Source organism: Pseudoxanthomonas sp. GM95, assembly GCF_900109775.1.
Lineage (GTDB): Bacteria > Pseudomonadota > Gammaproteobacteria > Xanthomonadales > Xanthomonadaceae > Pseudoxanthomonas_A.
In genome coordinates, this window is sequence record NZ_FOAX01000005.1 from 1 (window position 1) to 24325 (window position 24325).

16 protein-coding genes and 1 pseudogene are annotated in these 24325 nt (G+C 63.0%); 8 read left to right on the forward strand and 9 right to left on the reverse strand.

The features are described from left to right. From BMZ17_RS19815 to BMZ17_RS19835, 6 genes and pseudogenes are all read left to right on the forward strand, one after another. Positions 1–222, forward strand: a pseudogene (locus BMZ17_RS19815) (type 1 glutamine amidotransferase domain-containing protein); the annotation flags it as partial. Continuing rightward, positions 219–521, forward strand: coding sequence for a DUF1330 domain-containing protein (locus BMZ17_RS19820; RefSeq protein WP_093144023.1), 303 nt, complete (start codon positions 219–221; stop codon positions 519–521). The pseudogene BMZ17_RS19815 and the gene BMZ17_RS19820, both read left to right, overlap by 4 nt. A gap of 403 nt (positions 522–924) precedes the next feature. After that, positions 925–1554, forward strand: coding sequence for a GntR family transcriptional regulator (locus BMZ17_RS19825; protein ID WP_093144025.1), 630 nt, complete (start codon positions 925–927; stop codon positions 1552–1554). Between the two features lie 193 nt (positions 1555–1747). Next, positions 1748–1885 (forward strand): benenodin family lasso peptide, encoded by a 138-nt coding sequence (locus BMZ17_RS21070; protein WP_139203021.1) that lies wholly within the window; start codon positions 1748–1750, stop codon positions 1883–1885. Positions 1886–1943: 58 nt separating this feature from the next. After that, a complete protein-coding gene (locus tag BMZ17_RS19830; protein WP_093144028.1) occupies positions 1944–2606 on the forward strand; it encodes a lasso peptide biosynthesis B2 protein in 663 nt (220 codons plus the stop codon). Continuing rightward, complete coding sequence (locus BMZ17_RS19835) at positions 2606–4348, forward strand: asparagine synthase-related protein (protein ID WP_093144030.1); 1743 nt, start codon at positions 2606–2608, stop codon at positions 4346–4348. The genes BMZ17_RS19830 and BMZ17_RS19835 overlap by 1 nt, the downstream gene beginning before the upstream one ends. Here the strand turns inward: BMZ17_RS19835 and BMZ17_RS19840 are convergent. Continuing rightward, complete coding sequence (locus BMZ17_RS19840; RefSeq protein ID WP_139203023.1) at positions 4345–6420, reverse strand: Atxe2 family lasso peptide isopeptidase; 2076 nt, start codon at positions 6418–6420, stop codon at positions 4345–4347. The two genes, BMZ17_RS19835 and BMZ17_RS19840, sit on opposite strands and share 4 nt — an antisense overlap. Before the next feature lie 5 nt (positions 6421–6425). Then, entirely contained in the window at positions 6426–8600 is a 2175-nt protein-coding gene (locus BMZ17_RS19845) for a TonB-dependent receptor plug domain-containing protein (protein WP_093144033.1), read from the reverse strand. Positions 8601–9072: 472 nt separating this feature from the next. Between BMZ17_RS19845 and BMZ17_RS19850 the strand changes: the two genes are divergently transcribed. Further along, positions 9073–9411 carry a helix-turn-helix domain-containing protein gene (locus tag BMZ17_RS19850; RefSeq protein WP_093144036.1) on the forward strand — a complete coding sequence of 113 codons (339 nt, stop codon included), beginning with the start codon at positions 9073–9075 and terminating at the stop codon, positions 9409–9411. A gap of 181 nt (positions 9412–9592) precedes the next feature. Then, positions 9593–10678 (forward strand): site-specific integrase, encoded by a 1086-nt coding sequence (locus tag BMZ17_RS19855; RefSeq protein WP_093144039.1) that lies wholly within the window; start codon positions 9593–9595, stop codon positions 10676–10678. A gap of 186 nt (positions 10679–10864) precedes the next feature. Here the strand turns inward: BMZ17_RS19855 and BMZ17_RS19860 are convergent, their stop codons facing one another. The 7 genes from BMZ17_RS19860 to BMZ17_RS19895 form a co-directional block, all read right to left on the reverse strand. Further along, complete coding sequence (locus BMZ17_RS19860; RefSeq protein ID WP_093144041.1) at positions 10865–12724, reverse strand: hypothetical protein; 1860 nt, start codon at positions 12722–12724, stop codon at positions 10865–10867. A gap of 2 nt (positions 12725–12726) precedes the next feature. Next, positions 12727–15072, reverse strand: a complete 2346-nt coding sequence (locus tag BMZ17_RS19865) for a sensor histidine kinase (protein WP_093144043.1) — start codon at positions 15070–15072, stop codon at positions 12727–12729. Positions 15073–15150: 78 nt separating this feature from the next. Continuing rightward, entirely contained in the window at positions 15151–16323 is a 1173-nt protein-coding gene (locus BMZ17_RS19870) for a cysteine desulfurase family protein (protein WP_175485697.1), read from the reverse strand. 10 nt (positions 16324–16333) lie between these two features. Continuing rightward, positions 16334–17170, reverse strand: a complete 837-nt coding sequence (locus tag BMZ17_RS19875; RefSeq protein WP_093144046.1) for a phosphoadenosine phosphosulfate reductase family protein — start codon at positions 17168–17170, stop codon at positions 16334–16336. After that, complete coding sequence (locus BMZ17_RS19880; RefSeq protein ID WP_139203025.1) at positions 17163–20489, reverse strand: ATP-binding protein; 3327 nt, start codon at positions 20487–20489, stop codon at positions 17163–17165. The genes BMZ17_RS19875 and BMZ17_RS19880 overlap by 8 nt, the downstream gene beginning before the upstream one ends. Further along, positions 20479–21414: a DUF4007 family protein gene (locus BMZ17_RS19885; RefSeq protein WP_093144051.1), complete on the reverse strand. Its 936-nt coding sequence runs from the start codon at positions 21412–21414 to the stop codon at positions 20479–20481. Before BMZ17_RS19885 ends, BMZ17_RS19880 begins: the two co-directional genes overlap by 11 nt. Before the next feature lie 1535 nt (positions 21415–22949). Then, on the reverse strand, positions 22950–24320 hold the full coding sequence (locus tag BMZ17_RS19895; RefSeq protein WP_217645871.1) for an MATE family efflux transporter: 1371 nt from the start codon (positions 24318–24320) through the stop codon (positions 22950–22952). Positions 24321–24325 lie beyond the last annotated feature (5 nt).

Consider the following 24325-nt stretch of genomic DNA (forward strand, 5'->3'; position numbering starts at 1 on the left):
CGGGTCACCGGCTTCACCAATACCGAGGAAGCCGGCGTCGGCCTCACCGAGGTAGTGCCCTTCCTTGTCGAGGACGAACTCAAGGCCAAGGGCGGCGTCTACTCGCAGGGCCCGGACTGGGGTTCGTATGTGGTCACCGATGGCCTGCTGATTACCGGCCAGAACCCGGCCTCCTCGGCCGAAGCAGCCGCCGTGCTGATCAAGCAGCTCGCCCGGGCGTGAGTGCCTACGTGGTGATGGTCCGCGAACGCGTGACCGATCCGGATGCGATGGAAACGTATGCCCGAATCGCGCCACGGGCACGCGTCGGGCACGACATCACGCCGCTGGCGCGTTACGGCGCCCTGGACGTGCTCGAAGGCCCGCCGATGGACGGCGTGCTGATCCATCGCTTCCCCACCATCGAACAGGCGCGGGACTGGTACCACAGCTCCGCCTATCAAACCGCAAAAGTGCACCGCGAACGCGGTGCCGACTATCGCGTCTTCATCGTCGAAGGCGTCAAGGAAACCGAACAATGACTGCACGACTCGATCAACTCAAAGCTGCCGGCGAACACCTCGTGCACATCCCGCTTTGCAGCAACGCGCACCGTCAACGGCACAACCCGAACCACTGGAACCCGTCGCGCACTTCATCCGCTGGCATAACCGCCCAAGCTTCTTTGCAAGACTGACAAAGAGCGTGAACGGCCACGAGTAAGGTTTCAGCAGCCAATCTCGGCAAATTGCACAAACAATCCGAGCACGCGCATCGCAAGGCCGCGTCTGGTCTTGCAAGGGTATTGAGGAATCGTGTCGCAAGCGCGCAAATATGCGCTCAGTGCCACTGCAATTAATCAGGAACTAATCAGCGAGCGATCGTCTATAACCGCCCGCACTGCGCCAACCACCCGCTGCGCGCACCTTCGAAAAGGAGCTCGCGATGTGGCAGAAGAAGCAGTCAAAACGTGGCTTGCTCTACCAGCAGATCCGCAACGCCGTCCTCTTCGGGCGCTTTGCACCCGGAGAGCGGATCGATCCGACCACGCTGGCCGATGAGTTCAAGGTCAGTGGCACCCCGGTGCGCTTTGCCATGTACCAGCTGGTCGGCCGTGGGCTGCTCGAAGACCACGGCCGCAACGGATTCCAGGTGCCGCTACCGAGCGAGATCGCGCTGTATCACCTCCAGGACTGGATGGAGCGGCTGTTGTTGATGGCCTGCGAGATCGGCCCGGTGGCGATCGAAGCGGCAACGCCAGCGGTCGAACCAGAGCCGGGCCTGGATCTCACCAGGCGCACCTGGCGGTTGTTCGACGTGATCGTGCATGCAGCCGGACAGCGACTGCTGACCGAGTCGGCCAGGAACACCAGCGATCGACTTGCGCCGATCCGGCACGCGATGCGGGGCATGATCGCCGACGAGCATGCCGAGCTCGAATCGCTTGAGCGGCTGTGGCAGGAGCAGGACATCGCATCGCTTGGCCAGGCGCTGCAGCAATACCATCTGCGCCGCAAGCAGCTGGTGCCGCGCGTGGTGGCGCAACTCAGCGATCGCCGCCACGGCCGCATCTGACCGGGGCCGGCAGTCCTCCGAGGATGCGCCAGAACACGCCAGGATTTGCCCGTGCAATCAGCGCTGGGCAAGGCCGCAGGCCCAGTGCCCGAGCACCGCAAAGACCATAAGAAAATGATTTGATAATCCAAATTTTGCGCTCCTACGGTGTCCTGGTCATGGGTGGTCCATGACATGACCGAAGGAGTCGAAGATGGAAACCAACGAGAACATCCGCAACGAGAGCGAGCACCTGATCGTGCTCGGCGTGGCCAGCGTGGCCACCAAGGGCGTCGGCCTGAGGAACGAGCCGATAGGGGGTCAGCCCACCCCGGGCATCTCCGAGGAGTGACCCCACCGGAGGCGCGCCCGAGCGCGCGCCTCCTTTGCCCGGGACCAAGGACACCTCCATGCGGCTCAACGAGGATGTTTCGTTCTGCGAGCTCGATGGCCAGCTGTTCTTCATGGACATCGAACGCGATCGCTACTTCAAGCTCTCGCAAACACTTGAGCTCGAATTCCGCCATTACCTGCGCTTCCCGCATGCGCCCAACGCCGACCTCGATGCGCTGTGCCGCCGTGGCCTGTTGGTAGCCGACGACCAGCCACGCACCGGACCACCGCCCGGCCAAGTCCAAGTCGCCGAACGCAGCGCACTCGAACTCGAGCCGCCACCGTGCAGAGGGAGCCTGCCACCCAGGCAGGTCGTTCTGGCCGTGCTGCTCTCGCACTGGCAGCTATCCATGTGGAGCCTCAAGCGCACGCTCCTGTCACTGGCCGCATACCGCTCGCGCAGGACCGCGCGGCGCCTGGGCGAACCTTCCGAACAGCGCCTGCTCGCCGCGGCGCAGACCTTCCGGCGCATCCGTCCCAGCGTCCCACTGCCAACACGCTGCCTGGTCGACTCCATCGCGATGGTCCGGTTCCTTGCCGACCAGGGCCTGTACGCGGACCTGGTCATGGGCGTGGCCTGCGATCCGTTCTCGGCCCATGCCTGGGTCCAGCAGCAGGAGCTGGTGCTCAACGAATCGCTGGGCACGGTGCTGGCCCACGTGCCGATCAGGGTGGTGTGATGCCCCACCCTTACCTTGCAGTGACCGCCGCGCTGATCGGGCAGCAGAGCGAGCGCGGCAACCGGATCGCCGACCGGCTTGCGGCGCGGCGCATGGTGGCGCGCACCTGCGTAGGCTCGCTGGTGCTGTTCTGCCACCAACAGGCGCCGATCCTGGAGGTTCCCGGCGGCGGCGTGTTGCTCGGTGAGCTCTACGACCGGCGCGGCCAGCGCGTCACCGACCTGTCCCCGCTGCACGCCATCCCGACCCAGCCAAAGCGCCGCGCGCACCTGCTCGCCCACTACTGGGGTGAGTACCTGCTGTTCCAGCCCGTGGACGAAGGCAGCAATGCGTTCTGCGTCCTGCGCGATCCTTCCGGCGCGCTGGAGTGCGCCTACCTGCTGCAGGGGCAGCGCGGCTTTGTGACCTCCGATCTTGCGATCGCAACCAGCCTGGACCTGCATGCGGGCCGGATCGACTGGGACTACATCCAGCATGCGCTGCGCTACCCGCACCTGAAAATCGCACGCACTGGCCTGCGCGAGGTCACCGAGCTGCTGCCAGGTTGCCTGCTGACCGTGGACGGCAACCACGCCCGGACCTCCATGGCCTGGTCGCCCTGGCAATGGGTCGAACCGGGCCAGCGTTTGCGCGATGCCAACGAGGCTGCACGCCTGGTCGGTGAGGCCACGCGCACCGTGGTCCAGGCGATGGCGCGTACCGATGGCCATGTGCTGCTGGAGCTCTCCGGTGGTCTGGATTCTTCGATCGTCGGCGCCTGCCTGGCGCAAACCGGCGCCAGGCTGTCCTGCTTCACCGCCGTGACCCCGGTGCCCGGCGCCGACGAGCGCCGGTACGCCGTCCAGGTCGCGCGCGTCATGGGCTGCAGGCTGCTGGAGTCCACGCTGGACTATCAGCAGGCAAGCACCGCATTCGTACTGCCCAGGCACTCGCTGCGCCCGGCGGCCTGGGCACTGAGCCGCGCGGTGGGCGTGGCCGTCGACCGGGCTGCCGCCAGCCAACAGGCCGGCAGCCTGTTCTCCGGTGGCGGTGGAGATACGGTATTCGGCTATCTCAGCTCTGCGGCTCCCGCGGCCGACGCCTTCCGCCAGGCCGGCCTGGCCCAGGGACTGCGCGCCATCTCCGACTTGAGTGCGCTGCATGGATGCACCTGGGCCAGAGCCGCGCGGCTGACCGTGCGCAATCTGCTTCGTCCCCCAAAGCCCGCCTGCAGCCCAAACCTGGCGCTGCTGCCGGCGCAGGACACCACCGAGTCTTTGGAGTCCCACCCCTGGCACCACGCACCCGCCGGAAACCTGGCCGGCGACCGGGAGCGGATCTTCGACCTGGCCAGTACCCAGCTGTTCCGCGATGCCACGCTGCGCGCCAGTGGGCGCAGGATCCGGATGCCGCTGCTCGCCCAGCCGGTGATGGAAGCCTGCCTGCGCATTCCCAGCTGGATGTGGATCGACCGTGGCCGCAACCGCGCCGTGGCCCGCGATGCATTCGCCGGCGTGCTTCCGCCAGAGGTGCTGCACCGACGCAGCAAAGGCAGCTTCATGAACTACAGCTACGCGGTGTACCGCAGGAACACCGACGAGATCTCGCACTTCCTGCTCGAGGGCCGCCTGACCGAGCGTGGCCTGCTGGACCGTCAGGCGCTCAGGCAGGTGCTCGCGCAGACACCGCAGGCCGGCGACCAGGCGTTCATGCGCGTGTTCGACTTCTGCATGATCGAGAACTGGATTCGCAACCATGGCTAGGGCCCGGCCATGGCCGTGCGCGCGGGCGCAGGTTCGCCCAGGTGCAGGCGCATCTTGCGCCAGCCGGCGTACTGCGCGTCCTTGCCAGGATCAGGATCCTCCACGCCCTGCAGCCAGAACCGGAACCAGTCCAGGTTGCGCTGATACACCGCCAGCTTGTGCCTGGGCTGGAACTTCTGGTGCGGCTCGTTGGGGAAGGCGTAGAGCTCGGCCCTGCCCTGCTCCAGCAGCGGAATCGCATAGTCGAGCGCGTAGAGATATTCCTGCTCGGGCATCTGGAACAGGACCGGGATCTGGATCTGGTCGATCGCGTACTGCGGCGACAGCTGCCGCCAGCGCTCGGGCGTGGCCTGTGGGGACTCCAGGCCCCACAGCTCCTTGAGGCCATCGCGGAACTCGGCCCCCTTCATCGAGCCGAACAGGTAATAGGTCGAGGTCACCGAGGGTGAACTGACCGAAGCGGCCGTGAGCAACTTGCTGCGCATGGCCGTCCACATCGTCACCTCGCTGCCAAAGCTCAAGCCGCCCATGCCGACCCGACCCGCATCGATCTGCCCGTCAGCCGAGAGCAGCTTGACCACGCTGTCCACCGCCGACAGGGCCTCGTCATAGCGCTCCACCGGCTCGATCCGGTACGGCTGGCTGTTGATGCACAGCGCGGCGATCCCGTGCGCGGCAAGGCTCGCAAACGGCCACTCGTCCCCGACCCCACCGCGCACAAAGCCGGTACACAGGTAGTAGCTGACGAACAGCGGCGCAGGCGCGCCACCGATCGGCGTGGCCGGGTAGTACTGCCCGGTGAACACCCGCCCGGCAGCATCGCGCCAGCGCAGTAATCGAACCGCCGAACCGGACATGGCCTGGGCAAGCGCGGCGTTGGGTTCATACAGCACCCTGGCAGCGCCGGTCTCCAGGTCGATCGCCTCAAGCCGCGGCGGCTGGTTGGCCGATGCGCTGACGCACACCAGCACCGCCTGGGCGATCCCGCACTTGCTCGCCCCGTCGCGGCCGCCATTGAGCAGGCCGGGCGCGTGCGCGACCTCGAACACCACATCGGTGCGCACGTCCCAGCGGAAGATCGATTGCGATCGCCCGGCATCAGGATCGGACACGGTGAACACCACCTCGTCGTGCCCAGGTCGCCACTGCACGAGCGAGATCTGCTTATCGGTGCACAGCGGATCGGCACAGACACGCTCGCGCTCTCCACGCCCTTGCAGCAACGCCGACAGGCGCACCGAAGGCGCAAGCTGCAGTCCGTGCTTCTCGCCGAACCGGGTCAGGATCGCCGCGCGCCCATCCATGTCCCGCGAGACCTTCCAGGCCTCGGTGAACGCCTTGTCTGGATCGGCATCATCGCGCTCCGGGACCACCACGCCGGCAGCCAGCGAATGGACCTTGCCGCTGGCCAGGTCCATCGCCTTCCACACATCCGGGACATCGGCCAGCAGCGAGGCGCGATCGAACCAGACCTTGCCGTAGCGCTGCGTCGCCAACCGCCCGTCGACATTGCCCGAGCGCACCAGGCCCTGCCCCAGCGGGACTGAAGGATCGATGCGAACGCCCCGTTCGCTCTCTGCCTGCTCGGCATCCAGCACCGCCTGGCGGTCCGGCCCGACGCTGTAGCGCAAGGTCCGGCCACCATCGACCAGCGCGAACGCCCGCACATCGCTCGCGTCATGGGTCAACGCCACGGCCCCGGCACCGCGGGTCGATGCCCGCCACACATCCACCCGCCCATCGACCAGCGCCCGGTAGTAGATCCACTGTCCGTCCGGCGACCAGGACACGCTGGCCGGCAGGGGCGTGCCGGCCGTCCCGCGCAGCACCGTGCCGCCGTCGGCTACCCGCCGCGGTGCACCGCCATCCAGGCCCTGCACATACCAGCTGGCATCGAAGGTGTTGCGCTCGATCGAGGCCTGCTCGATCCGGAACGCCACCTGGCGTCCGTCCGGCGAGATCACCGGCGCACTGAAATCGGCCACCTCCAACAGCTCGCGCGGCTCCACCGCCCGGGCCTGGCTTACCCAGCCAGACCCAAGCACCCACAGCAAAAAAAGCCAGGGACGCATGGCGCTCACCAGTGCTTGGTCAGGGCAACGCTCAAGAAACGACCCACCGCCGAATAGTTGGTCGAGTCGTACGGCGCGTAGGTGAGCGAGACCGGCAGGTACGATGGCGGCGCGCGGTTGAGCAGGTTCTGCCCCGCCAGTTCGAAGGACATGTCATCCAGCAGTCCGCTGCCGGCATCGGTCTCGTAGCGCAAGGCCGCATCGATGGTGGTGAACGACCCACCGTCGGTCTCCAGGGTGGTGTCGGTGACCCCGCTCCTGTAGTTGCCGAACAGGCTGGCCATGAAGCCGCCCTGGTTCCAGACCGTCCCAAGCCGGGCATTGAGCTTGGCCGGGTTGAACAACGTTCCGGCCAGGGCATAGGGCGCCTGGCTCGCGGTCAGCGACTGGTTGCTGTCCAGGCGACTGGCCGAACCCCGCAAGGTCAACCGCCCTGCCCCGAGATCGAACCGGTACGAACCGGACAGGTCCAGGCCGTGGATCTGCTGCCGCGATGCATTGACGTAGCGCCCGTCGATCACCGCCACCACCTGGCTCGGGTCATAGGCCTGCCCGACCAGGTCGTAGTAGTCGCTGACCCCGGCCAGGTAGGCCGCCTGCGCAGCCGCGCTGGGTGCCAGGGTCACGAAGTCGGCGTAGGTCGCATTGCCGAACACGTCGTAGGAAGTGATCGGCTGCAGGATGCGGTCGGTGTAGTCGATGTCGAACCAGGTCAGCTCCGCCTCCAACCCGGACAGCGCCTGCGGATGGAACGCCAGCGTTGCACTGCGGGTGCGGGCACGTTCGGGTTTGAGGTCAGGATTGCCGCCGGACAACCACAGCGTTGTGGCATCGGCCGGATAACTGCCGCCGAAGGTCGAGGCCAGGTAGTAGATCCCGGTCTGCCCCGAGAACCGCTGCACCAGGGTCGGTGCCTTGAACGACTTGCCCCAGGAGGCCTTGAAGGTCAGGTCCTCGCTGGGCGCATAGATCAGGCCAAGCTTGGGCGTGGTCACCCGACCGTAGTCCCCATCCTCGGTGCGCAGCGCACCGGTCAGCTCAAGCCGTCGAACACCGGCAATCCCCTGCCCGGCCCCGACCAGCGGCAGGTTGAGTTCGGCATACGCGAACCGGCCGTCTTCCTCGCCGAAGGTATAGCCGCGCTCCAGGTAGGAGTTGTAGCGATACCCTGCCCCTGCCGCCAGGCGCGCCTCGCCGCCCGGCAACGACAGAAGCGGTCCTTCCACGCCGACGTCGTAGCTGCGCGAGCGGTTGGTGTAGGCACCATTGCTCGAGGACAGCACCTGCCCCGTCGCACTAAGCATGCTGCGCTGTACGTACTCGGTCTTGTCCTGGCCCAGCGTCCCACCGACGGTCAATGTCCAGTCCGCAGGCAAATGGACTTCCACGCTGGGCGCCACCAGTGAGCTGTGGGTCTTGCCCGCATAGGGGTAATAGGTCGTGCTGTAAGCCTGCGAGGTCAGCATCGAACGGGCGCTGTGCAAGGCATCCAGATGCACATCCACCAGATCACCCAACCCCTGGTACAGACTGACCAGCCCGCTCTGCAGGTCGTTGTCCTGCCATAGCGTCGAAGGCTGCAGCATCGAAGCGGTGAAGTCGCGCTGGTCCGACCAGATTGGATCGTTGCTCGACCGCTTCCAGGTCGCGATCAGCCCGCCGCTGGACCAGGTCGTCCCCGCAACCACAAAAGAATCACGGGTCGTCAGCCCTCCCGAGGTGGCGCCACCGTAGCGCGCACCCACCGTGACACCATCGAAATCCGGCTTGAGGATCACGTTGGCCACCCCGCCAACCGCATCGGAGCCATACACCGCAGAAGCGCCATCGGGCACGATTTCGAGCCGGTCCACCGCTTCCACCGGGATCGCGCTGATGTCCACGGCCTGCGAGAAGCCGCCGTAGGCCATGCGCCGCCCATTGAGCAGCGTCAGGCTTGCATCCGGCCCCAGGCCACGCAGGTTCAACCCAGATCCACCGGTGACGTTCTGGTTGCTCGGGCCGCCCGCAGCAGCGCCAGAGGCCACGCCAGGATTCTGGCCGCCACCGAAGTTCTGCGGAACGCTGCGCACTACCTCCCCCAGATCTCCCAAGCCCTCCTCTTGGATCTGAGCAGCATCCAAAGTCACCAGCGCTGATGGCGACACCCCGCCCTTGATGCGAGTACCTGTTACCAACATACGGTCGAGCTGAAGTGGCTGGTTGTCATCGGCAGCCTCCGCACTGAGTACCTGTCTGTCACCAGCGACAGAAGGAGCTAATTGCTGTTGACCGAAAGCAGAAAACACGGGGAGCAACGAAATGGCAGCGGCACCGATGCGGTACCAATTGACTGTAAAAGCGCTGCTCCTTCTTAAAATAAGACGATTATTCTTTGGAGCGCGAGCGCTCGCGGCTTTTACTGTCCATCTGCACTCATATCCTTTGAGATGATTCGGGTGTGCAACTACTCCATGTGCAACGACGAGATTGCCGTTTAACATTTTCGAGGATCCTCGGTCGGAATATGCGCGCCTCTTGAGGGCGGAGACCCCTGAGCGATCAGCAGATTGAATTGCTCACGCCCTCTGGGCGTGTTACTTATACGGTAACAGACAGAAAGGACGCAACACCTCATGCTGATCATCGAATCCCTTCGAGCTCGGTCAGGAATTGGAAGACGCCCGATACATATTCGCCAGCCGGCTTCGCTCTGCGCGCCTTGCAGCGGGACTGACTCAAGAGGCTCTCGGCGTATCAGCAGGAATTTTGGCTGACGTGGCTAGAACACGCGTCAATCGCTACGAAAGAGGCGTGAACGAGTGCGATCTTCGCACCGCGAAGAAGCTTGCCAGCGCACTGAATTTGCCACTTGCCGCCTTATATGCCGAGACTGACGAAATTGCAGAAGCAATTAAGGTGTTCTCTGGCCTTACAGTCTCAGAGCAGCGAGACTTGCTGAATGAAATAAAGAGCCGGGCTGCTAAAGACAGATCATCTAATAATAATTAACTAATAACTTTGCAAATAGCAGTTGCGCGAACTCAATAATCCGATTTGGCCGAAATTGCGCGCTCGCCAGCGACCTTGCCATGCACAGGGAAAAGCACGCGAGCGGAATGATTAAATAACAACTTGATTAGTCATGATTATCGTGGGTATAAGCCTTAACTCATAGCGTACATTACATACTATGAAAGAAATTATCGGAATTCCCGCCCTCGCCCATGCTTCCAACAGCCTGGTGCTGCCCGAACAGCTGGCGCAGCAAGCGGCCGATGCGGTGCGCGAGCTGCTCGCCGAGGCCGCTGCCGAAAACACCACCCGCAGCTACGCCACGGCGCTGCGGTACTGGGCTGGCTGGCACGCGGCGCGCTACGGCATCGAGCTGAGCCTGCCGGTGCCCGAGGCCGCGGTACTGCAGTTTGTGGTCGACCACGTCGTGCGGCGCTCGACCGAAAACGATCTGACCTGGGAATTGCCGCCGGTCGTGGATCAGGCGCTGGTCGCCTCGGGCCTCAAGGCCAAGCCTGGCCCCTGGACGCTGACCACGGTCCGTCACCGGGTCGCCGTCCTTTCAACGGCACACCGGCTCAAGCAGCTGCCCAATCCCTGCGAACAGCCCGCAGTGCGTCTGGTCCTGAGCAGCGCCCGCCGCGCTGCAGTTAAGCGCGGCGAGCGCCCGCGCAAAAAGACCGCGATCACGCTGACCGAGCTCGAGGCCATGCTGGCCACCTGCGACGACAGCCTGGAAGGCATCCGCGACCGTGCCCTCCTCTGCTTTGCCTTCTCCAGCGGCGGCCGCCGGCGCAGTGAGGTCGCAGCCGCGGACATGCGCGATCTACGCCGGATTGGCGACAAGGGTTACATCTATCGCTTGGAGCACAGCAAGACACAGCAGGAAGGCGTCACGGCGACCTCGACCCCGGACAAGCCGGTGCTGGAGCGCGCTGCAGCGGCGCTCGAGGAATGGATCGCCGAGGCGGGCATCCAGGAGGGGGCGATCTTCCGTCGGCTATGGAAGCGGCGTGTCGGCCCTGCCCTGTCTCCTGCGGCTGTGGCCGAGATCGTGCAACGTCGGGCGAAGTTGGCGGGGATCGAGGGGGACTTTGGTGGGCACAGCCTGCGGTCGGGCTTTGTGACCGAAGCCAGCCGCCAAGGGGTCCCGCTGGCGGCGATCATGCAGATGACCGAGCACCGAGCGGTGTCGAGTGTTGTAGGGTACTTCCAGACTGGAGGCGCGTCCGCGAATCCCGCCGCTCGCTTGCTTGAAGATTAAACCGGGCGATGCACTGCGGCAGATAGTCAAATCCGACCAGCGCAGCTGGCATTCGGTTGTGAGGCCTGCTATCTCGGCAGACTTAGCCATACGCCAAGGATCGGCCTATGCCCCCAACGATGGATACGTCCGCCTACCGCGCGCTCAGCGCCCTTGCCACGACCAGAAGACCAGCAGGCGCCGACATCACGGGGCACTCCAGAGTAGGATGATGAACTTGTCATCGTTCCTGGCATCCTGCAGCAGGCGTGCGTCCAACGCCTGCCGCGCCTCTTCGACTGTCGGCGACGCGGCACAATATACGCAGACGGCCCGGCCGCCGATGTCAGCCTTGCCCCCCGGTTTGATGGCCAGGCCGGTCAGCAGACGCACTACATTCGCGTCGAGGGCCTCACCATGAGCAGTGAGCAGATCGTCTACCGCCGACAAATCGAGGTGAAGCTCGTGTTGCTTGGCCTTGGCCCGTTGGATGGCATGGCCGACTAGCGGTAGGCCTTCCACCGCCGCGTCGGCCATGGCGCCCCGCAGGTCCGCGAGTCGGACTGCGACGCCGCTGAGCCGCCAGACCGACAGCGTCACGGGCAGTCCCACCCGAGCTGCGCGTGCCCCGTACTGGGCCGCGATGTTCTGCGCCACATCCGGGCGCAGTTCGCCGACCACCTGCCAACCTGTCCCATAGGTGGTGCCGAAGGACAGAATCGATTCGGCGCGAACGTCGCGTAGATTCCACGTCAATAAATGGTTCTCCGCGTGCGCCATCATCGCACTCATCGGCACGTAATAATTGCCATCCAGTGTGATCGCCGGCAGCGTGCGTTGACCGCGTACGAACAGCACGGTGGAGCTATTAAACTCGGACTCCTTCGTCTGCGCGAGATCGCAAGCCTGGGTCAGGTTGAGCCAATCGGTGCCATCTGGATCACGCAGCACCATCCCGAACCGGAGGTGCTTGCGTATCCAGTGTGCCTGCACCACGGGCGCCTCACCCGCCGGATACGCTGGCAGGCCCACTACGCTCGCGCGCCATTCCATGCTGTGCATCAGGCTATGGATCGCCGCGCGGGAGTCTCCGACCTCCGCAACGGGAGACAGTAAGTTGGCCGCGCGATGTTCGAGCAAGCTGGTATCCAGCTGCTGCAACGCGGGGCGCATCCCACCATCGGCTTCAAGGTCGGACAATAAGCGTCGGCTAATCGCATCTTCAACGTAGCGAACGTAATCGTCATTGTCTTTCGACGCCAGCTCGTGTAGTAGGTCCATCGCCTGCAAGTCCAGCTCCCACAACTTGCTAGCGGTGGCACTGGCGGCCGCGGTCAGGGCAGACCCTGCATCGGTGATGAAGCGTTCCATCTTCGTGACGTCCACGCGGTCGCTCGCGAGCTGCCACAACGCGGCACGCCATGCCACCAAATGGGTATCAGTGGCCGGCTTCTCCATGATCCGCATCCGCGAGCTCGATACCTTTAGCCCCGGGCGGATGCTCTTGAAGTCGGCACGCAGTTGCTGCTCGTGCGAGGACATCAGGATGACTTGCAGGGGGCGTTCCTGCGTATGGTGAGTATCGAGCACTTCGCGAATGAAGGGCAGTGTCGCGTTTATCGTGGCGTCGACCAGAAAATAGTCGACGACGATCAGGTCGTAGAAAGCGTTATGCGGGATCGCGGGCTCCGGGTATATGTCGATGTTGTCAGCGGTGACCCCCAATTCCTTGAGCAGTTCGATGACCCGCCGCACCGGAGCTGCGTGCTCATGGCGTGCAGTTAGCACCGCCTCGGCCGCGACGCGCAGTCGCGCCGGCGCGCGCTCGCGAATGGCGGGTTCGGCCAAGGGCTCAGCCAAGTCGTCCATGGCCTCGGGATTGCGGCCTTCTTGGGTCAACAGGTCGACATACGCCTCGCGATCGGGATCGTTAGGATCATTCAGCAACGCGGCCACCCGCGCGTCGGCGATCTGCAGGTCCGCATGCGAGATCCGGGCGGAGAGATCATCGTCGATCACCGCAACCCTCAGGATCTGCGCCTCGTTCAACTTGGCGGCCACGTCCATGCTCATTCCTTGGGAAATTGCAGTACGAACGCACGGTAACGGCCGTCGTCGTCAGCGCCGTCGAGCGCCAGTTGAGCTTGGTGATACGTGGCGACCTCGGCAGCAAGGAACAGCCCCAGTCCCTGCCCTCGGGGGCGCATCGTGAAGCCCGCCGTGAACACCCGGTCCTTGTCCGCGGAGGCGATTCCAGGGCCGTTGTCCCACACCGACAGGGTCCTGGACTCGGGATCCAGTTCCAGATGGATCTCCCGTCCTGTTGCGCCCGCCTTTAACCCACGCTGCAACCAATACACGGAGTTGGTGACCAGATTCTCCACGGCCAGGCTTACGAAGCCGCGAACCATGTTGACCATGAACGGGCTGACCCCTTCCTGGCCTGATGTGGTCAGCGTGGCGTGGATCTCGTGGCGCTCAAAGCGCGCCTCATAGCCGTGCAGGATTGTCTGCAGCAGCGCTGCGAGGTCGAATGGTTCCTTGCGATGGCGTCCCGAGGGCGTCAATGGATCGAGCTGCCGCAAGCGTGTGTTGATGGCCTTAATTTCGTTATCGAGCTTGACCAGGAGTGCCCGCGTCGCCGGCGACTCGTCCTTGGCCAGCTTCTGCAGCAGCTGCCGCGTGTGCCCTGTGGTCCGCGTCAGCTCATGCAAGACACCCGACATCACCGTGCCAACGCCTGCCAGCTCCAAGATGTCTTCACGACGCTCTCCCACCTGTTTGGCGGCGTCCTCAAAGCGCCTGGTTTCGGTCTTGATAAAATGCAGGTGCTTGGTGATTGACTCGACGGTTTTCTTAGTGTCGTCCGGTACCCGGGCCCGGATCTCGGCCAACCCCTGCTCGGCCTGCTTGATCCGATTGCGAATAGTCTCTGGCGCCGATTTGGTCACTTCGTCGAGCTGGCTGCGCTTCTCTTCCTCGCCTTCGTGGGTGATGTGGCGCCGGAGCTCGTCGATGGCATAGTCAAATAGGATGCTGCGCACGAGCCGAGTCTGCCGGGACTCGATCAGGCCCTCCCGGTTGGACCGGTCGATCAGGTTGGGGTTCTCGATGCGACTGATCTCGACGGCGCCAACCGTCTGGATGCGATTGACGGCGAACCCGCCGCGCTTAAGCGCACTGCTGTCGATGGCCAGCCAATCTTCGCCCGAGGACTGCCCAGAGAAGCCCACCCGGAATCCATCGCGGTAGATGGCCACACCGCCGCTCCACAGATCCAGCTCGGCTTTAGCTTCCTTGGTGGTGCCGTGCAAGGTAGTTTGCGCCCGCAGCGTGTCACGGTTGAACCAGCGAATGCGCGCCTTGAAGGGTCCGATCAAACGCAACTCGTCAGAGGTGGCCTCCAACTTGTGCGTTACCTCATCACGTGTGCGTAAGACCTTTTGCGGATCAATCCCGCGCTGGTGATCCACGAGTGTAGTCATGACCACCGTGTCGGTAGGTCCCTTCACCTCTGGAGTGAACACCAGCTCCAGGTCGGCCTGGGCGTGCTCGCTCAGAACCTTCTTCATACCTTCGATCGGGATGCGGTCTCCATCGTTGTAGTACACATCGATGGGAAATACGGCCTGCTTGGTCAACTCGGGAAATGGGTTTTGCAGACGGCGCAGAAACCCATCGACGAAGCGCTTTTCGACTTGGATGAGGTCCCAAGTTGCTCGCAGTGCGGCGATTTCGATCACCGTCCCGGTGGCATGGTCGTGACCGGGCTCGACCGGGACGATATCGATGGGGATCTGCTCCAGCATCTCGTCTGTCTTATCAAAAACGCGCCAGTCAAAGTTGATCTGATGCGCGCTCTTTCGATCCACCCAGGAGGTGACAGCGGCCCGATCTCCCAGCCGCATCATGGCCAGTCGACCGATACCCTTGTTGCCAAGCAACGTGCGTTGCAGTTCTTCGCTGGTCTGCGTGTTGTAGCGTGACGGCGTGCCGATCTGCAGAAACACGGTTTCTAGGTCGTGTTCATTCATGCCGGTGCCACGATCGCTGACGGCAATCGTGTTGATCAGCTCGAGTACACCCACGACCTCCGGCCAACTCGTGGCGACCTGCAGTGCATGGATCAGGGCAACGGCATGCTTCGGTGCACCCTCAGGACCGGCAGAGAGGCGCTTGATGACATCGTCAGTGAAAGCACCGAGCCCATCCATGCCAGACGGATGCGACCGCGCTTGATCGAGAAGCATGTCGAGCTCGGCCTGTGGCAAGCCGATCCGGAAGTCGATGCGAACCCGCTTGGATTCTGCGTCGAATGCGTTCTTGATGAGCTCGTTCAGGGCGACCTCATCGGAGGTGATGAGTTCTGCACCCAAATGAATCAGCGTCCTGGCCGCTACCGAGAAGTTCGCCACGTTAGTCCTTTCCCGAGCTGGGGTCCTACGTCTTGCATGGAAATTGCTGACTGCTGGAATCGCGAGGATCTGTCTCCGCTAGCCACTGTGTTCTTGGATGCGGCTGATGGCGACCGCGGTTCGTTCCGCGGCCACCTCGATGTCGTCCTCACGCGTGCTACGTCCCAGGGTGAATCGAATTACCTCCCCGGCCGTGCGCTCGTCCAAACTCACCGCGCGCAGCACATGGGAGGAGCGAAGTTCTCCCGCCGCGCACGCCGCGCCGGTCGAAGCCGACAGTGCCGGCGCTAATCGCGCGAGGAGATCCTCGGCATCCACGCCTGGGAAACGCAGGCTCAAGTGTCCAGGCAGCCGCTGGGTGGGATGACCGATCAGTTGGACGGCAACCCCGTGTCGGGAGAGCGCAGCCAGAAATCCGGTGGCCAGCTGCTGCTGGCGCGCGGCATCCTGCACGATGCGCTGTCGGGCCAACTTGGCCGCGGTGCCAAAGCCGACTGCCAGGAAGGCCGGAACGGTACCCGACCGCAGGCCGCCCTCCTGGCCGCCACCGTGTAGTTGCGGTTCGAGTTGCCCCTGCACGGCGGGTGCCACGTATAGGGCGCCTATGCCCCCGGGGCCATAGAGCTTGTGGCTCGACACACACATCAGATCGCAATCCATCGCCTCCACATCCAATGGTATGCGCCCAGCCGATTGGGCAGCATCGACATGCAGCAGATGGCCATAGGCATGAGCGCGTTCGGCCAATTCGGGCAACGGTTGGAGCGTGCCAATCTCATTGTTACCGTGCGCGATCGCGACCACCCCCGGGGTGATGTGCGGCGCCCCCCACGCCTCCGTCAGTCTTGACATGTCGACCAACCCCGTGCCAAGCACCGCCAGTGGCGTGACTACGACCCCCACCCCAGACAGATAGCGTGCGGGTTCTCGCAAAGACTTGTGCTCCGTGTCAGCCAGCCACAGGTGCGTGCGCGCCCCGGTAGCTGAGAGCAGGCCCTTCAGCGCCAGGTTGTTGGCTTCGGTTGCGCCGGAGGTGAACACGACGCTTTCCGGCTGGCCACCAATCAGGGCCGCCACGGCCTCACGGGCGTCGTCAATAGCACGGGCAGCCCGGCGGCCGTGGAAGTGCTCGGAATGCGGGTTGGCATGGGCGTGGCGCAGCCAAGGCAGCATGGCCTCGACGACCTCGTCCGCCGGCGGCGTCGACGCCGCGAAGTCTAGGTACAAGGGTTCCTTCGCCGGTGCGGTCATACTGTGCATGCTACTTGTGACACACCAGGCAGGCCTTGCCGCCGGCAAAGATGTCGTCCATCGCGTTTGACTCAGCCTCGTCTTGCGGGCGCAGCGGATTGCGGCGAACTTTGGCCCGCGCGCGGGCCCGTCGCACCTCGTGCTCGCGCTCGATTGCGCGCATGCGCTCGGGTTGCTCCAGCTCATCCAACGATTCGCGATCGCTCCAGGTAAACGGTGAGCCGTGCTCGAGCGCGCTCTTCTCGTAGCGCTTGGCCTCCTCAAATCGGTCCGGGTGCTGCTGCTTGAGCCGGACCCACTCGATCTTCTGCTGGAAGAAGCAGAACGTGCAGCCACTGCGCGAGCGCCAGTCGTAGTACTTGGGCAACCCCACTCCGGCGCCGTTGAGGAGCTCCAGCACCCCGGCGTGATCAACGCCTGCTTCCCGGAAAGGCAAGTGAACGGTCAGGTTCTCGTGGCCGGAGTCGTAGCCCTCGCGGTGGGATTCGTCTGCGCGGATCGCCACGTAGCTGTGGACTTGGTCTCCGGCCTCCAGCCAGGGCCTGACCCAGTTTCGGAAGGGAACCAGCTTGAGCTGCCGGGTGCACCAGCGGGTCTTGACTGAGGGCAGGAAGTGTCCGTACTCGCGCAACCAGAAGTCGAAGTCCCGCTGCGGATTCAGGCGCAGGATCGACTTGCCCAGAAAGCCCTCCAGGCTTCCCAGGAACTCGTAGACCTCGGGCAATTCCTTGCCCGTGTCGGTGAAGAAGTACTGCAAATCCAACTCGGGGTGATGCAAGCGCATATAGACGGCCAGTGCAGCGCTGTCTTTGCCTCCAGAGATTCCCAGTACATGGCGATCAGCCACGGCTCGCCTCCTTTGCTTGCAGTTCCTTCAAGACCAGTGCCCCGGCCTCGACCAGGGCGGCCAGCAGCAGATCCGGCTTCACAGCCTCGGTGCGCAACCGTTCGATCAGATCGTCGCGCATGCGGGTAATGAGCAGGCTGTCGGCGTCGGCGATATCGATCGTCGCAGACACCGTGTCCTGCCCGCCGAACACCACGGCGAGAGCACGCCGGCCGGCTGGCCGTCCCTGCACCGACGCCAACGCTTCAATACGACGGAACTCGAAGGCCCACTGCGATAACTGCACCGCGGCATGATCGAGGTCGTGATCGCTGAACTCGCGGGCCGGCTTGCTGACAGCGAGAGCTGCTAGGCTCTCTATGCCCTCCTCCGTCCCGCTGTAAGTCATCAGTCTGCCGACGAACGCCTCCAGCTTGAGATCGCCACTAATGCCCCGCACAGCGTTCGCCCGGACCTGCAGCTTTGTCAGCTGCCCCTCGTGGTCGATGCGGTCCAGCATCTTGGCTTCCAGAGCCCGTAGCGCCTGCGGGTAGGCGTTGGTCAACTCTTCGATGACCCGGCCCACTTCGGCCACGACGGCCTTGCCGTCGCTCCCTGTCCCCAATTTTTCTGGGAGATCAACGAACAGGGTTTTGACCGGGTCGGAGGCCTGCACCAGCAGGCCACGGGTCTCACGTGCGAGCGTGCTGACCCTAGCCGTGCGCTGCGTCCACTGGGGCAACGAGAGCGTCCACGCCACCAGCGCACGTGCCGAGTCTAGGGGATCGGCCAGCACGGGGCGTTGAAGGGTCTCTTCCAACTGCGATGCCAGCAGGGTGAGCATTTGTTTGGCCGGGGCGTCCATGCACACCCACTTCCAGCCGATGCGCGCGGGATCCTGCAGCCATTCGTCAACGTCCGCATCGGTGAGGTCGGGGCTGAACATGCCGTCGACATAGACGGCGATCTCGCCGCGATGCACTAACAGAAACGCCAGCGCCAGGATCGGCAATACACCATTCTTTACGCCGTAGGGAGCTCGCCGCGCGGTTTCATACCACTCGGCCAAAGTGATGGCGCCGCCAGCGTCTGCCAGCTGCTGTCGCCAGATTTTCCACAAGTCGGTGAGCGAACCGGCGCCTTCTGAATCGGGTGTCTTCTCAGGCGAGGTGAAGACGCCCCTCCCTTTCACCGTTTTGTGTAAGCCCAATGCGGCCAGCACCGTGTAGTAGAGACCCGCGTCGGCGGGGTAGCCGCTGTAATCGAGTTCGGGGCGATCGCCGTGGGATAACATTCGGTGCATCAGCATTCGCTGAGCTTTCGCCGCGTTGGACGACAACACCTCGCGGTTGACCAATTCACTGAAGATATGGGGTGCAGGTTTGAACACCGCATCGCACACGCGGCTAGCCGTTGGCGAAAGGCCTTCTTCAGCGGTCGGCTGGTAGACTTTGTTCGCGCTGAACCAGACTGCGGTCGCAAAAGCGTCTCGCAATGCGGCCTCCAGATCACCGCGCAGCTGCTGCAGCCGCGCATTGATCTCGCGCCGGGCCACGCTATCGCTCTCCAACGAGGGGGTGGACTCCGCCACATGTTCCAAGGCCGCGAGCTCTCCGGCGTACTCCGCTAGCCGTTGATGCCCCTTAGGCACTCCGAACAGGCTCAACGGATCGGACGTCTGTTTGGCCAGATCAAATGCTGCCTGTTCCAACCGCTCAATCGACGTTTCGCGATCGGGGATCAGCAAAACAAAACGACCGGTTTGTGAGGTGGTGTTTGGCGAAGTGTGGCTGCGGGCCCCATGAGGCGTCGTCACGATGCGCGTGAACCAGCGCAAGGTGCCCGTCGTGGAGTAGTGCTTGCGTGCGGTCAAGGGCGGCAGCACACCCAATCGTTTGAGCTGCTCGTCGATGCTGTGGCTACCTTCGCGCTTGGCCGTCTCGACTGCAGCATCAATGTCAAAGTCGCTGCCCGCATAAACAGCCCAGGCGGCATTGTGCTTGCGGTAGATGATGATGCTGGTTGAAGCCAGATCGGCCAATGCTGCTTGCACTACTTTGGGGGTAAAACTTCCAGCCGAACGTTCCAGCACGTCGTTGCTGGCGGCTAACCCAGAGCCATTGCGGAACAACTCGATCAGGGCGATCGTCTTGGCCAGGGAGACATGCGGCTCCCTGAAACGCGCCTCCACACGTTCAATGGCCTCGGCACTGATAGCCCAGCGGTGACCGTCCGCGGACGCGAGGATGGCTGGCTCGAAATTGGTGCGCAGGTAGTCCCAGAAGCGGGCGGGCTGGTAGTAATCGATCGACGCGCGATCGTGACCTGAAAGAAATTCACGGAATCCCAGCGGTTCGGCCGAGCTCAGGAAGCCGAACACACTGCGCTCGTTCTGACCGAAGCGGCGACGGGAGCATGGCCCTAACAATGCTGCGGTGACAGGATGCAAGGGCCAGCACCGATCCAAGGCATCTGCGAGGGTCGCCGGCGAGGCAGGTCGACGGCTGTGAATGGCCTTGGCGATGACCTGCGCTACAGCCTTGCTCTGAGCGTGCGGCTCCTGGGTATGAATGGCACCGCCGATCAGAGCGATAACCTCGTCAGTCCCTGCAACCACGGGGACGTCGACAAAGCGTCCCTGCACCTTCGCCCATTCGGACTGGACGCTGCGCCCAGAGCGTGTGGCGTATCGTTCGAAGGCTTGGTGCAGAATGCCAATGACCACAAGCTTGCCGTTGCTCCGACTGGCAGCTTCCGCGAGCTCCTGAAAAACATAGATGTCCTCGCCGGCCGCTGCCGCTGACTCAAGAAGCTTGCCCATCTCGTCCAGGACCAGCAGAACGCCACCCTGCTCGCCCGACTCGGCCCGCCGCAGTAGCTCGGCCACCACGTCGCGCCGGCCATTGCGCATCCGCTTCGGGCCACGCTGCGGCGCATGTTTATCGATTGCCTGACTGATGGCCTCTTCGATGGTTTGCCTGCGGCCCACCACCGGCACGACAAGCCATGGCTTCTTGCTACCAAAGGCTCGCCAGATGTCGTCGTCGTTCTCAATGCGCAGCACCTGCTTCGCACGCTTGCGAATCGCGGGGGTTCCACCTACCAACTGTGCCAAAGCCAGCGCGAGGGTCGATTTTCCGCCTCCGTAAGGCCCGGTCCAGGTGAATGCCCGCTGTTGCGACTCGTTGAGGTGTTGAGCCACGACCGACAGCGCGTTGCGGGTGCTTGTCTGGCTGATATAGCCATCAAGCGCGTCATGACGCGCTATATCAGCTTCCAACTGCACGGACCGTTGGAAGCGGGATGTCACCTGGATACGAAGATCGGTATTACTTGCCATAGGCATGCCTCAGCAGCCGTTGCTTAAGCGCATCGGGAGCCTCCTTGAACATTCGGCTGACCTGACGGACACCCGCCGAGTCGCTCCAGCGCAATTGGCCTTCTGAAATGTTCTCGAGGTTGACCAATCGGTCACCGACCGAGTTCTCATCGAGTTTGAAAACACGTCCTGGCGCCCCAAATTCGTGCGCAATGGCCTCAAATGACAACGTCGCTTGGCCCGACCCGTCCACACGCTGTTTGGATTCCCAGAACTCCAGCAACGCAAGCGCAAACAGACCATCCGGCAGGGAGGCCTGTGGCCCGCGGCGGAAGCGAAAGGTTCCTGTGGGGCCCTCCGATAGCAATCCTAGATCAGCGAGCAAAGGCTCGGCCGCGTCGTCGGCTTCCCGCCCGTCGCGTCGTGCCACGTAGCAACGCACGCAGACGTCGACATCCCGCTTGAGCGTTACCGGGGAAACCCGATGCCCGCCCTGTGCGGCTGCCTGCGCGAGCGATGCCGTCACCGCATCCGTATCGAAGGTCTGCTCGGTGACGCGATTAAACAACCACCACCATGTCGTGGATCGTCTTCCACGGCCGGCGAGCAGCCAATGTACCCACCACGCACTCGCGGGTTTCTCAAGGTAGGGGTCGAGGCCACGGCTACCGAAGAGCGTCCGCCCGACGCTGCCGACCCCGATTTTTCCGCCGGTCTGCTCCTCGAGCACGTCGCAGGCCAGAGCCCAATGCCGAATCGCAGCGACCATGTTCTTTCCGACCCCGAACAGGCGAATGCCGTTCTCGGGGGCAAAAGCCAACTTGGCGTTGGTTGAGTAATACGAATGCGTCGCGGCCTCGTAGGCCTTGCGGAGCCACAATTGGCGTAAGGGAAAGGTCTCGTGACCGGAGAATTGGACGCTATCGGGAATCGGGCCGTTCAACATGCTCAGAGTCTACTGGCGAACCTCGCCAGTGGACAACGTGCTCTCTGGCGAATTGCGCCAGGCGTCGACGTCCAGTCGCAGGATTTTCACATAAGCGCCTGATTTTATTGGATATCGCCAAGGTGTAATGACCTCATTTTGCCATTACTGAGCTGGATCCTGCTCTGGCGTGTTGCGTCGCAGTAAATTTGAGCCACCTCACCGCCCGTTCGCCTCCGTGTTGCTGAATGCGCGCAACGCTGCGTCCGATCCAAGCCAGGAGGAGTGTTCATACGGAAGCGAAGGAAGTTCAGCGTCAAGGTCAAGCGCGTTCCGACTGAACAGGCTTGAAGGCCGGGTGTGAGCCTGGGTGGCCCAAACTTAGGATCCGCGACACCCCGCTGACAACTGATAAAAACGGGAGTCCCAGAGTCGGCGTCGAGACGCTAATAAGCAGCGGGACGCCTAGGTTTTTGGCGCACGCCTAGGATTGACCCGTTCGCCACCATGGTGCGTCTGTGACGCGCCCCGGCTTTGAGTGCCACGATCGCCTGCTTGGATAGACGAACAACTTGTGCCGCCCATCTTCATTCTTATTGATGGGATGTTCGACTCGACTCTGTTCCGCTCTCGACGAACCGCGTAAGCGGCCGGTTGCCACGTCCGATAAGTTTGACTTGAACTGCCGAGGCTGCTTCAGCTCCCATGGTGCGTGATCCTAGGGCCAGATCCTGTTAATAGGACTATCGCACAGCCGGGCGCAGCGATCGTGGGGAGAGGATCAGACTGCAGACGCATGCGCGCAGACCTCCGCCTTGGCTTGGAAAGCACTACGCCTTACCCCCGATAAATCTTCCTAATCCCCTGCCCCCGCCGACGCCCGCTTTCGGCTAAAAGCTGCCGCTATTCATCAACCGGAAATTCGGCGTACTGATGCAGGTCGTCTCTGATGTGGTGCCAGGAGGCTTTAGAGCTTACGTGTATGTGGGCACTTGGCCTGATGCTTGGTTCATCTAACAGAGCCCCCAACTGGCACATGGACATATGCCCCGTCTCTTACCACTGAGAAAAGCAATGAACCGCATCTGCTACAGCGAGCATCGAACGTTGAGTCATCGCCATATCTTGTTATCCCCATCGCTCCTTGAAGCACGCGAAGAAACTCGCGCTCTGTACCAGCGAATGGCTTGAACGCCGAACCTGTGGCCAGACGACATTGAGAGCAATGACAAATCAGCGCATACCTAAAATTGTCGTTGACGTGATACTGCACCTGACCACACAAACACCGACCCCGTAAAGAGCGTTCCATAGCGAGCCTGATCCAGTTAGTGCGCCAGCAAGACTGCGACAATTTCGGCTCGTGCCCCTTCCGCATAGCATCCCCAAGCTCCACGGAAATTTATTCCACAAGGAACAGGAGGCTTGCGACGAGGAAATTGCATGGGTTACAGCGCGCAAGGCGAGCGCTCCACGATGGTACAGCTCTAATATTTGTGCCGATGAAGCTACCGTGCACTTCCTCTCGTCATTTGTTCGCCTGTGCCCCCGGTCCGTCAGGCCTCAGCTGCGATCCCACCATGCATCCACTGGCCACGGACAAACCAGCCCAGTGCCAAGAGCGCCGTGGCTAGATTGCTCGTAGGAAAGGACCACCAGATGCCAACTGCTCCTAAGTGCATGTATGTCGACAGCACATAGCCGAGCGGCAACTGGACTAGCCACTGCGAAACCAAGGCAATGATCATGGCCTGCACCATCTGCCCCGAGGCGCGAAGGACCGCAACGACGCAGAACTGGACTCCGATCCCACCCCACGACAGCGCCATGGTCCGGATGAATGTGCTGCCGGTCGCAATCGCAGCGGCATCGGAGGGCACCAGCAAAGCAACCAGCGTGGGCGCGCCTACAAACGCGACGACTCCGAGTATCGAGAGCATCCCAAACCCACCAGCAATGCCGAGCCGGGCGATCTTCATTGCGCGCTCCACCTTGCCAGCGCCCAGGTGCTGGCCCACCAGCGTAGACAGCGCCATCGACAGCCCAGCTGCGGGAATCGTGACAACCTGGAGGATGGTAGAGCCGATTCCGTATGCGGCAATCGGTAGCGTCCCGAAGCCAGCCACCATGTAGGACATCACGATCAAGCCCAACGCACGCGTCGACAGGTCAATCGACCCTGGCAGGCCAAGGAGGAATGCTTTGCGGATGTAGCCAGGATCCGGACGCAGATGAGTCCATTCCAGATGAATGCCGTGGCGCCCCTTGAGCAACACGACGATGCCCACCACAGCCGCTAGGCCCTGTGTGGCTACGGTCGCCCAGGCAGCACCGACAACGCCCAGGCCTGGCATCGGGCCCCATCCAAAGATGAAGAGCGGATCGAGCGCGAAGTTCAGCAAGACCGTGCCCAGGACGATGAGAAGCGGCAGGCGGGTCTGTCCGATGCCGCGCATCAACGCCTGGAACATAGCGTAGGCAAAGACAAAGACCACGCCAACGAAGGACACGCGCATGAAGCCAAGCGTCCCATCACGCACGTTTTGCGCTACTCCGAGAATGTCGAGAAAGCTAGGTGCGAGCAGATATCCGGCGGTGCCGAGCAGCGCTGACGTGATCAGCACCATCATCATGGTCTGGCCGGCCACGTGATTGACCCTATCCTGCCGGCCGGCGCCGGCGTATTGCGCGATCAGCACAGAGCCAGCCATCGCAAGCCCAGATCCCAACGCAATGACCAGAAAGGTCACCGGAAAACTTAGTGCGATAGCAGCGACAGCAGAAGCACCAAGACGTCCGACCCAAAAGGCGTCGGTGAGTTGGTAGCCGGTCTGCAGCAGGTTACCCAGAATGATCGGCACTGAGAGGGCCATCAGCGTGCGCCCGATCGGCCCCTCCAGCATGCGTGTGCGCATCTTGTCGTTCATCGTTT

Bases quoted from the DNA above. Each gene is read 5' to 3' on its own strand.
- BMZ17_RS19825 (WP_093144025.1), top strand. From the start codon at position 925: ATGTGGCAGAAGAAGCAGTCAAAACGTGGCTTGCTCTACCAGCAGATC.
- BMZ17_RS21070 (WP_139203021.1), top strand. From the start codon at position 1,748: ATGGAAACCAACGAGAACATCCGCAACGAGAGCGAGCACCTGATCGTG.
- BMZ17_RS19830 (WP_093144028.1), top strand. From the start codon at position 1,944: ATGCGGCTCAACGAGGATGTTTCGTTCTGCGAGCTCGATGGCCAGCTG.
- BMZ17_RS19835 (WP_093144030.1), top strand. From the start codon at position 2,606: ATGCCCCACCCTTACCTTGCAGTGACCGCCGCGCTGATCGGGCAGCAG.
- BMZ17_RS19840 (WP_139203023.1), bottom strand. From the start codon at position 6,420: ATGCGTCCCTGGCTTTTTTTGCTGTGGGTGCTTGGGTCTGGCTGGGTA.
- BMZ17_RS19845 (WP_093144033.1), bottom strand. From the start codon at position 8,600: ATGTTGGTAACAGGTACTCGCATCAAGGGCGGGGTGTCGCCATCAGCG.
- BMZ17_RS19855 (WP_093144039.1), top strand. From the start codon at position 9,593: ATGAAAGAAATTATCGGAATTCCCGCCCTCGCCCATGCTTCCAACAGC.
- BMZ17_RS19860 (WP_093144041.1), bottom strand. From the start codon at position 12,724: ATGGACGTGGCCGCCAAGTTGAACGAGGCGCAGATCCTGAGGGTTGCG.
- BMZ17_RS19870 (WP_175485697.1), bottom strand. From the start codon at position 16,323: ATGACCGCACCGGCGAAGGAACCCTTGTACCTAGACTTCGCGGCGTCG.
- BMZ17_RS19880 (WP_139203025.1), bottom strand. From the start codon at position 20,489: ATGGCAAGTAATACCGATCTTCGTATCCAGGTGACATCCCGCTTCCAA.
- BMZ17_RS19885 (WP_093144051.1), bottom strand. From the start codon at position 21,414: ATGTTGAACGGCCCGATTCCCGATAGCGTCCAATTCTCCGGTCACGAG.
- BMZ17_RS19895 (WP_217645871.1), bottom strand. From the start codon at position 24,320: ATGAACGACAAGATGCGCACACGCATGCTGGAGGGGCCGATCGGGCGC.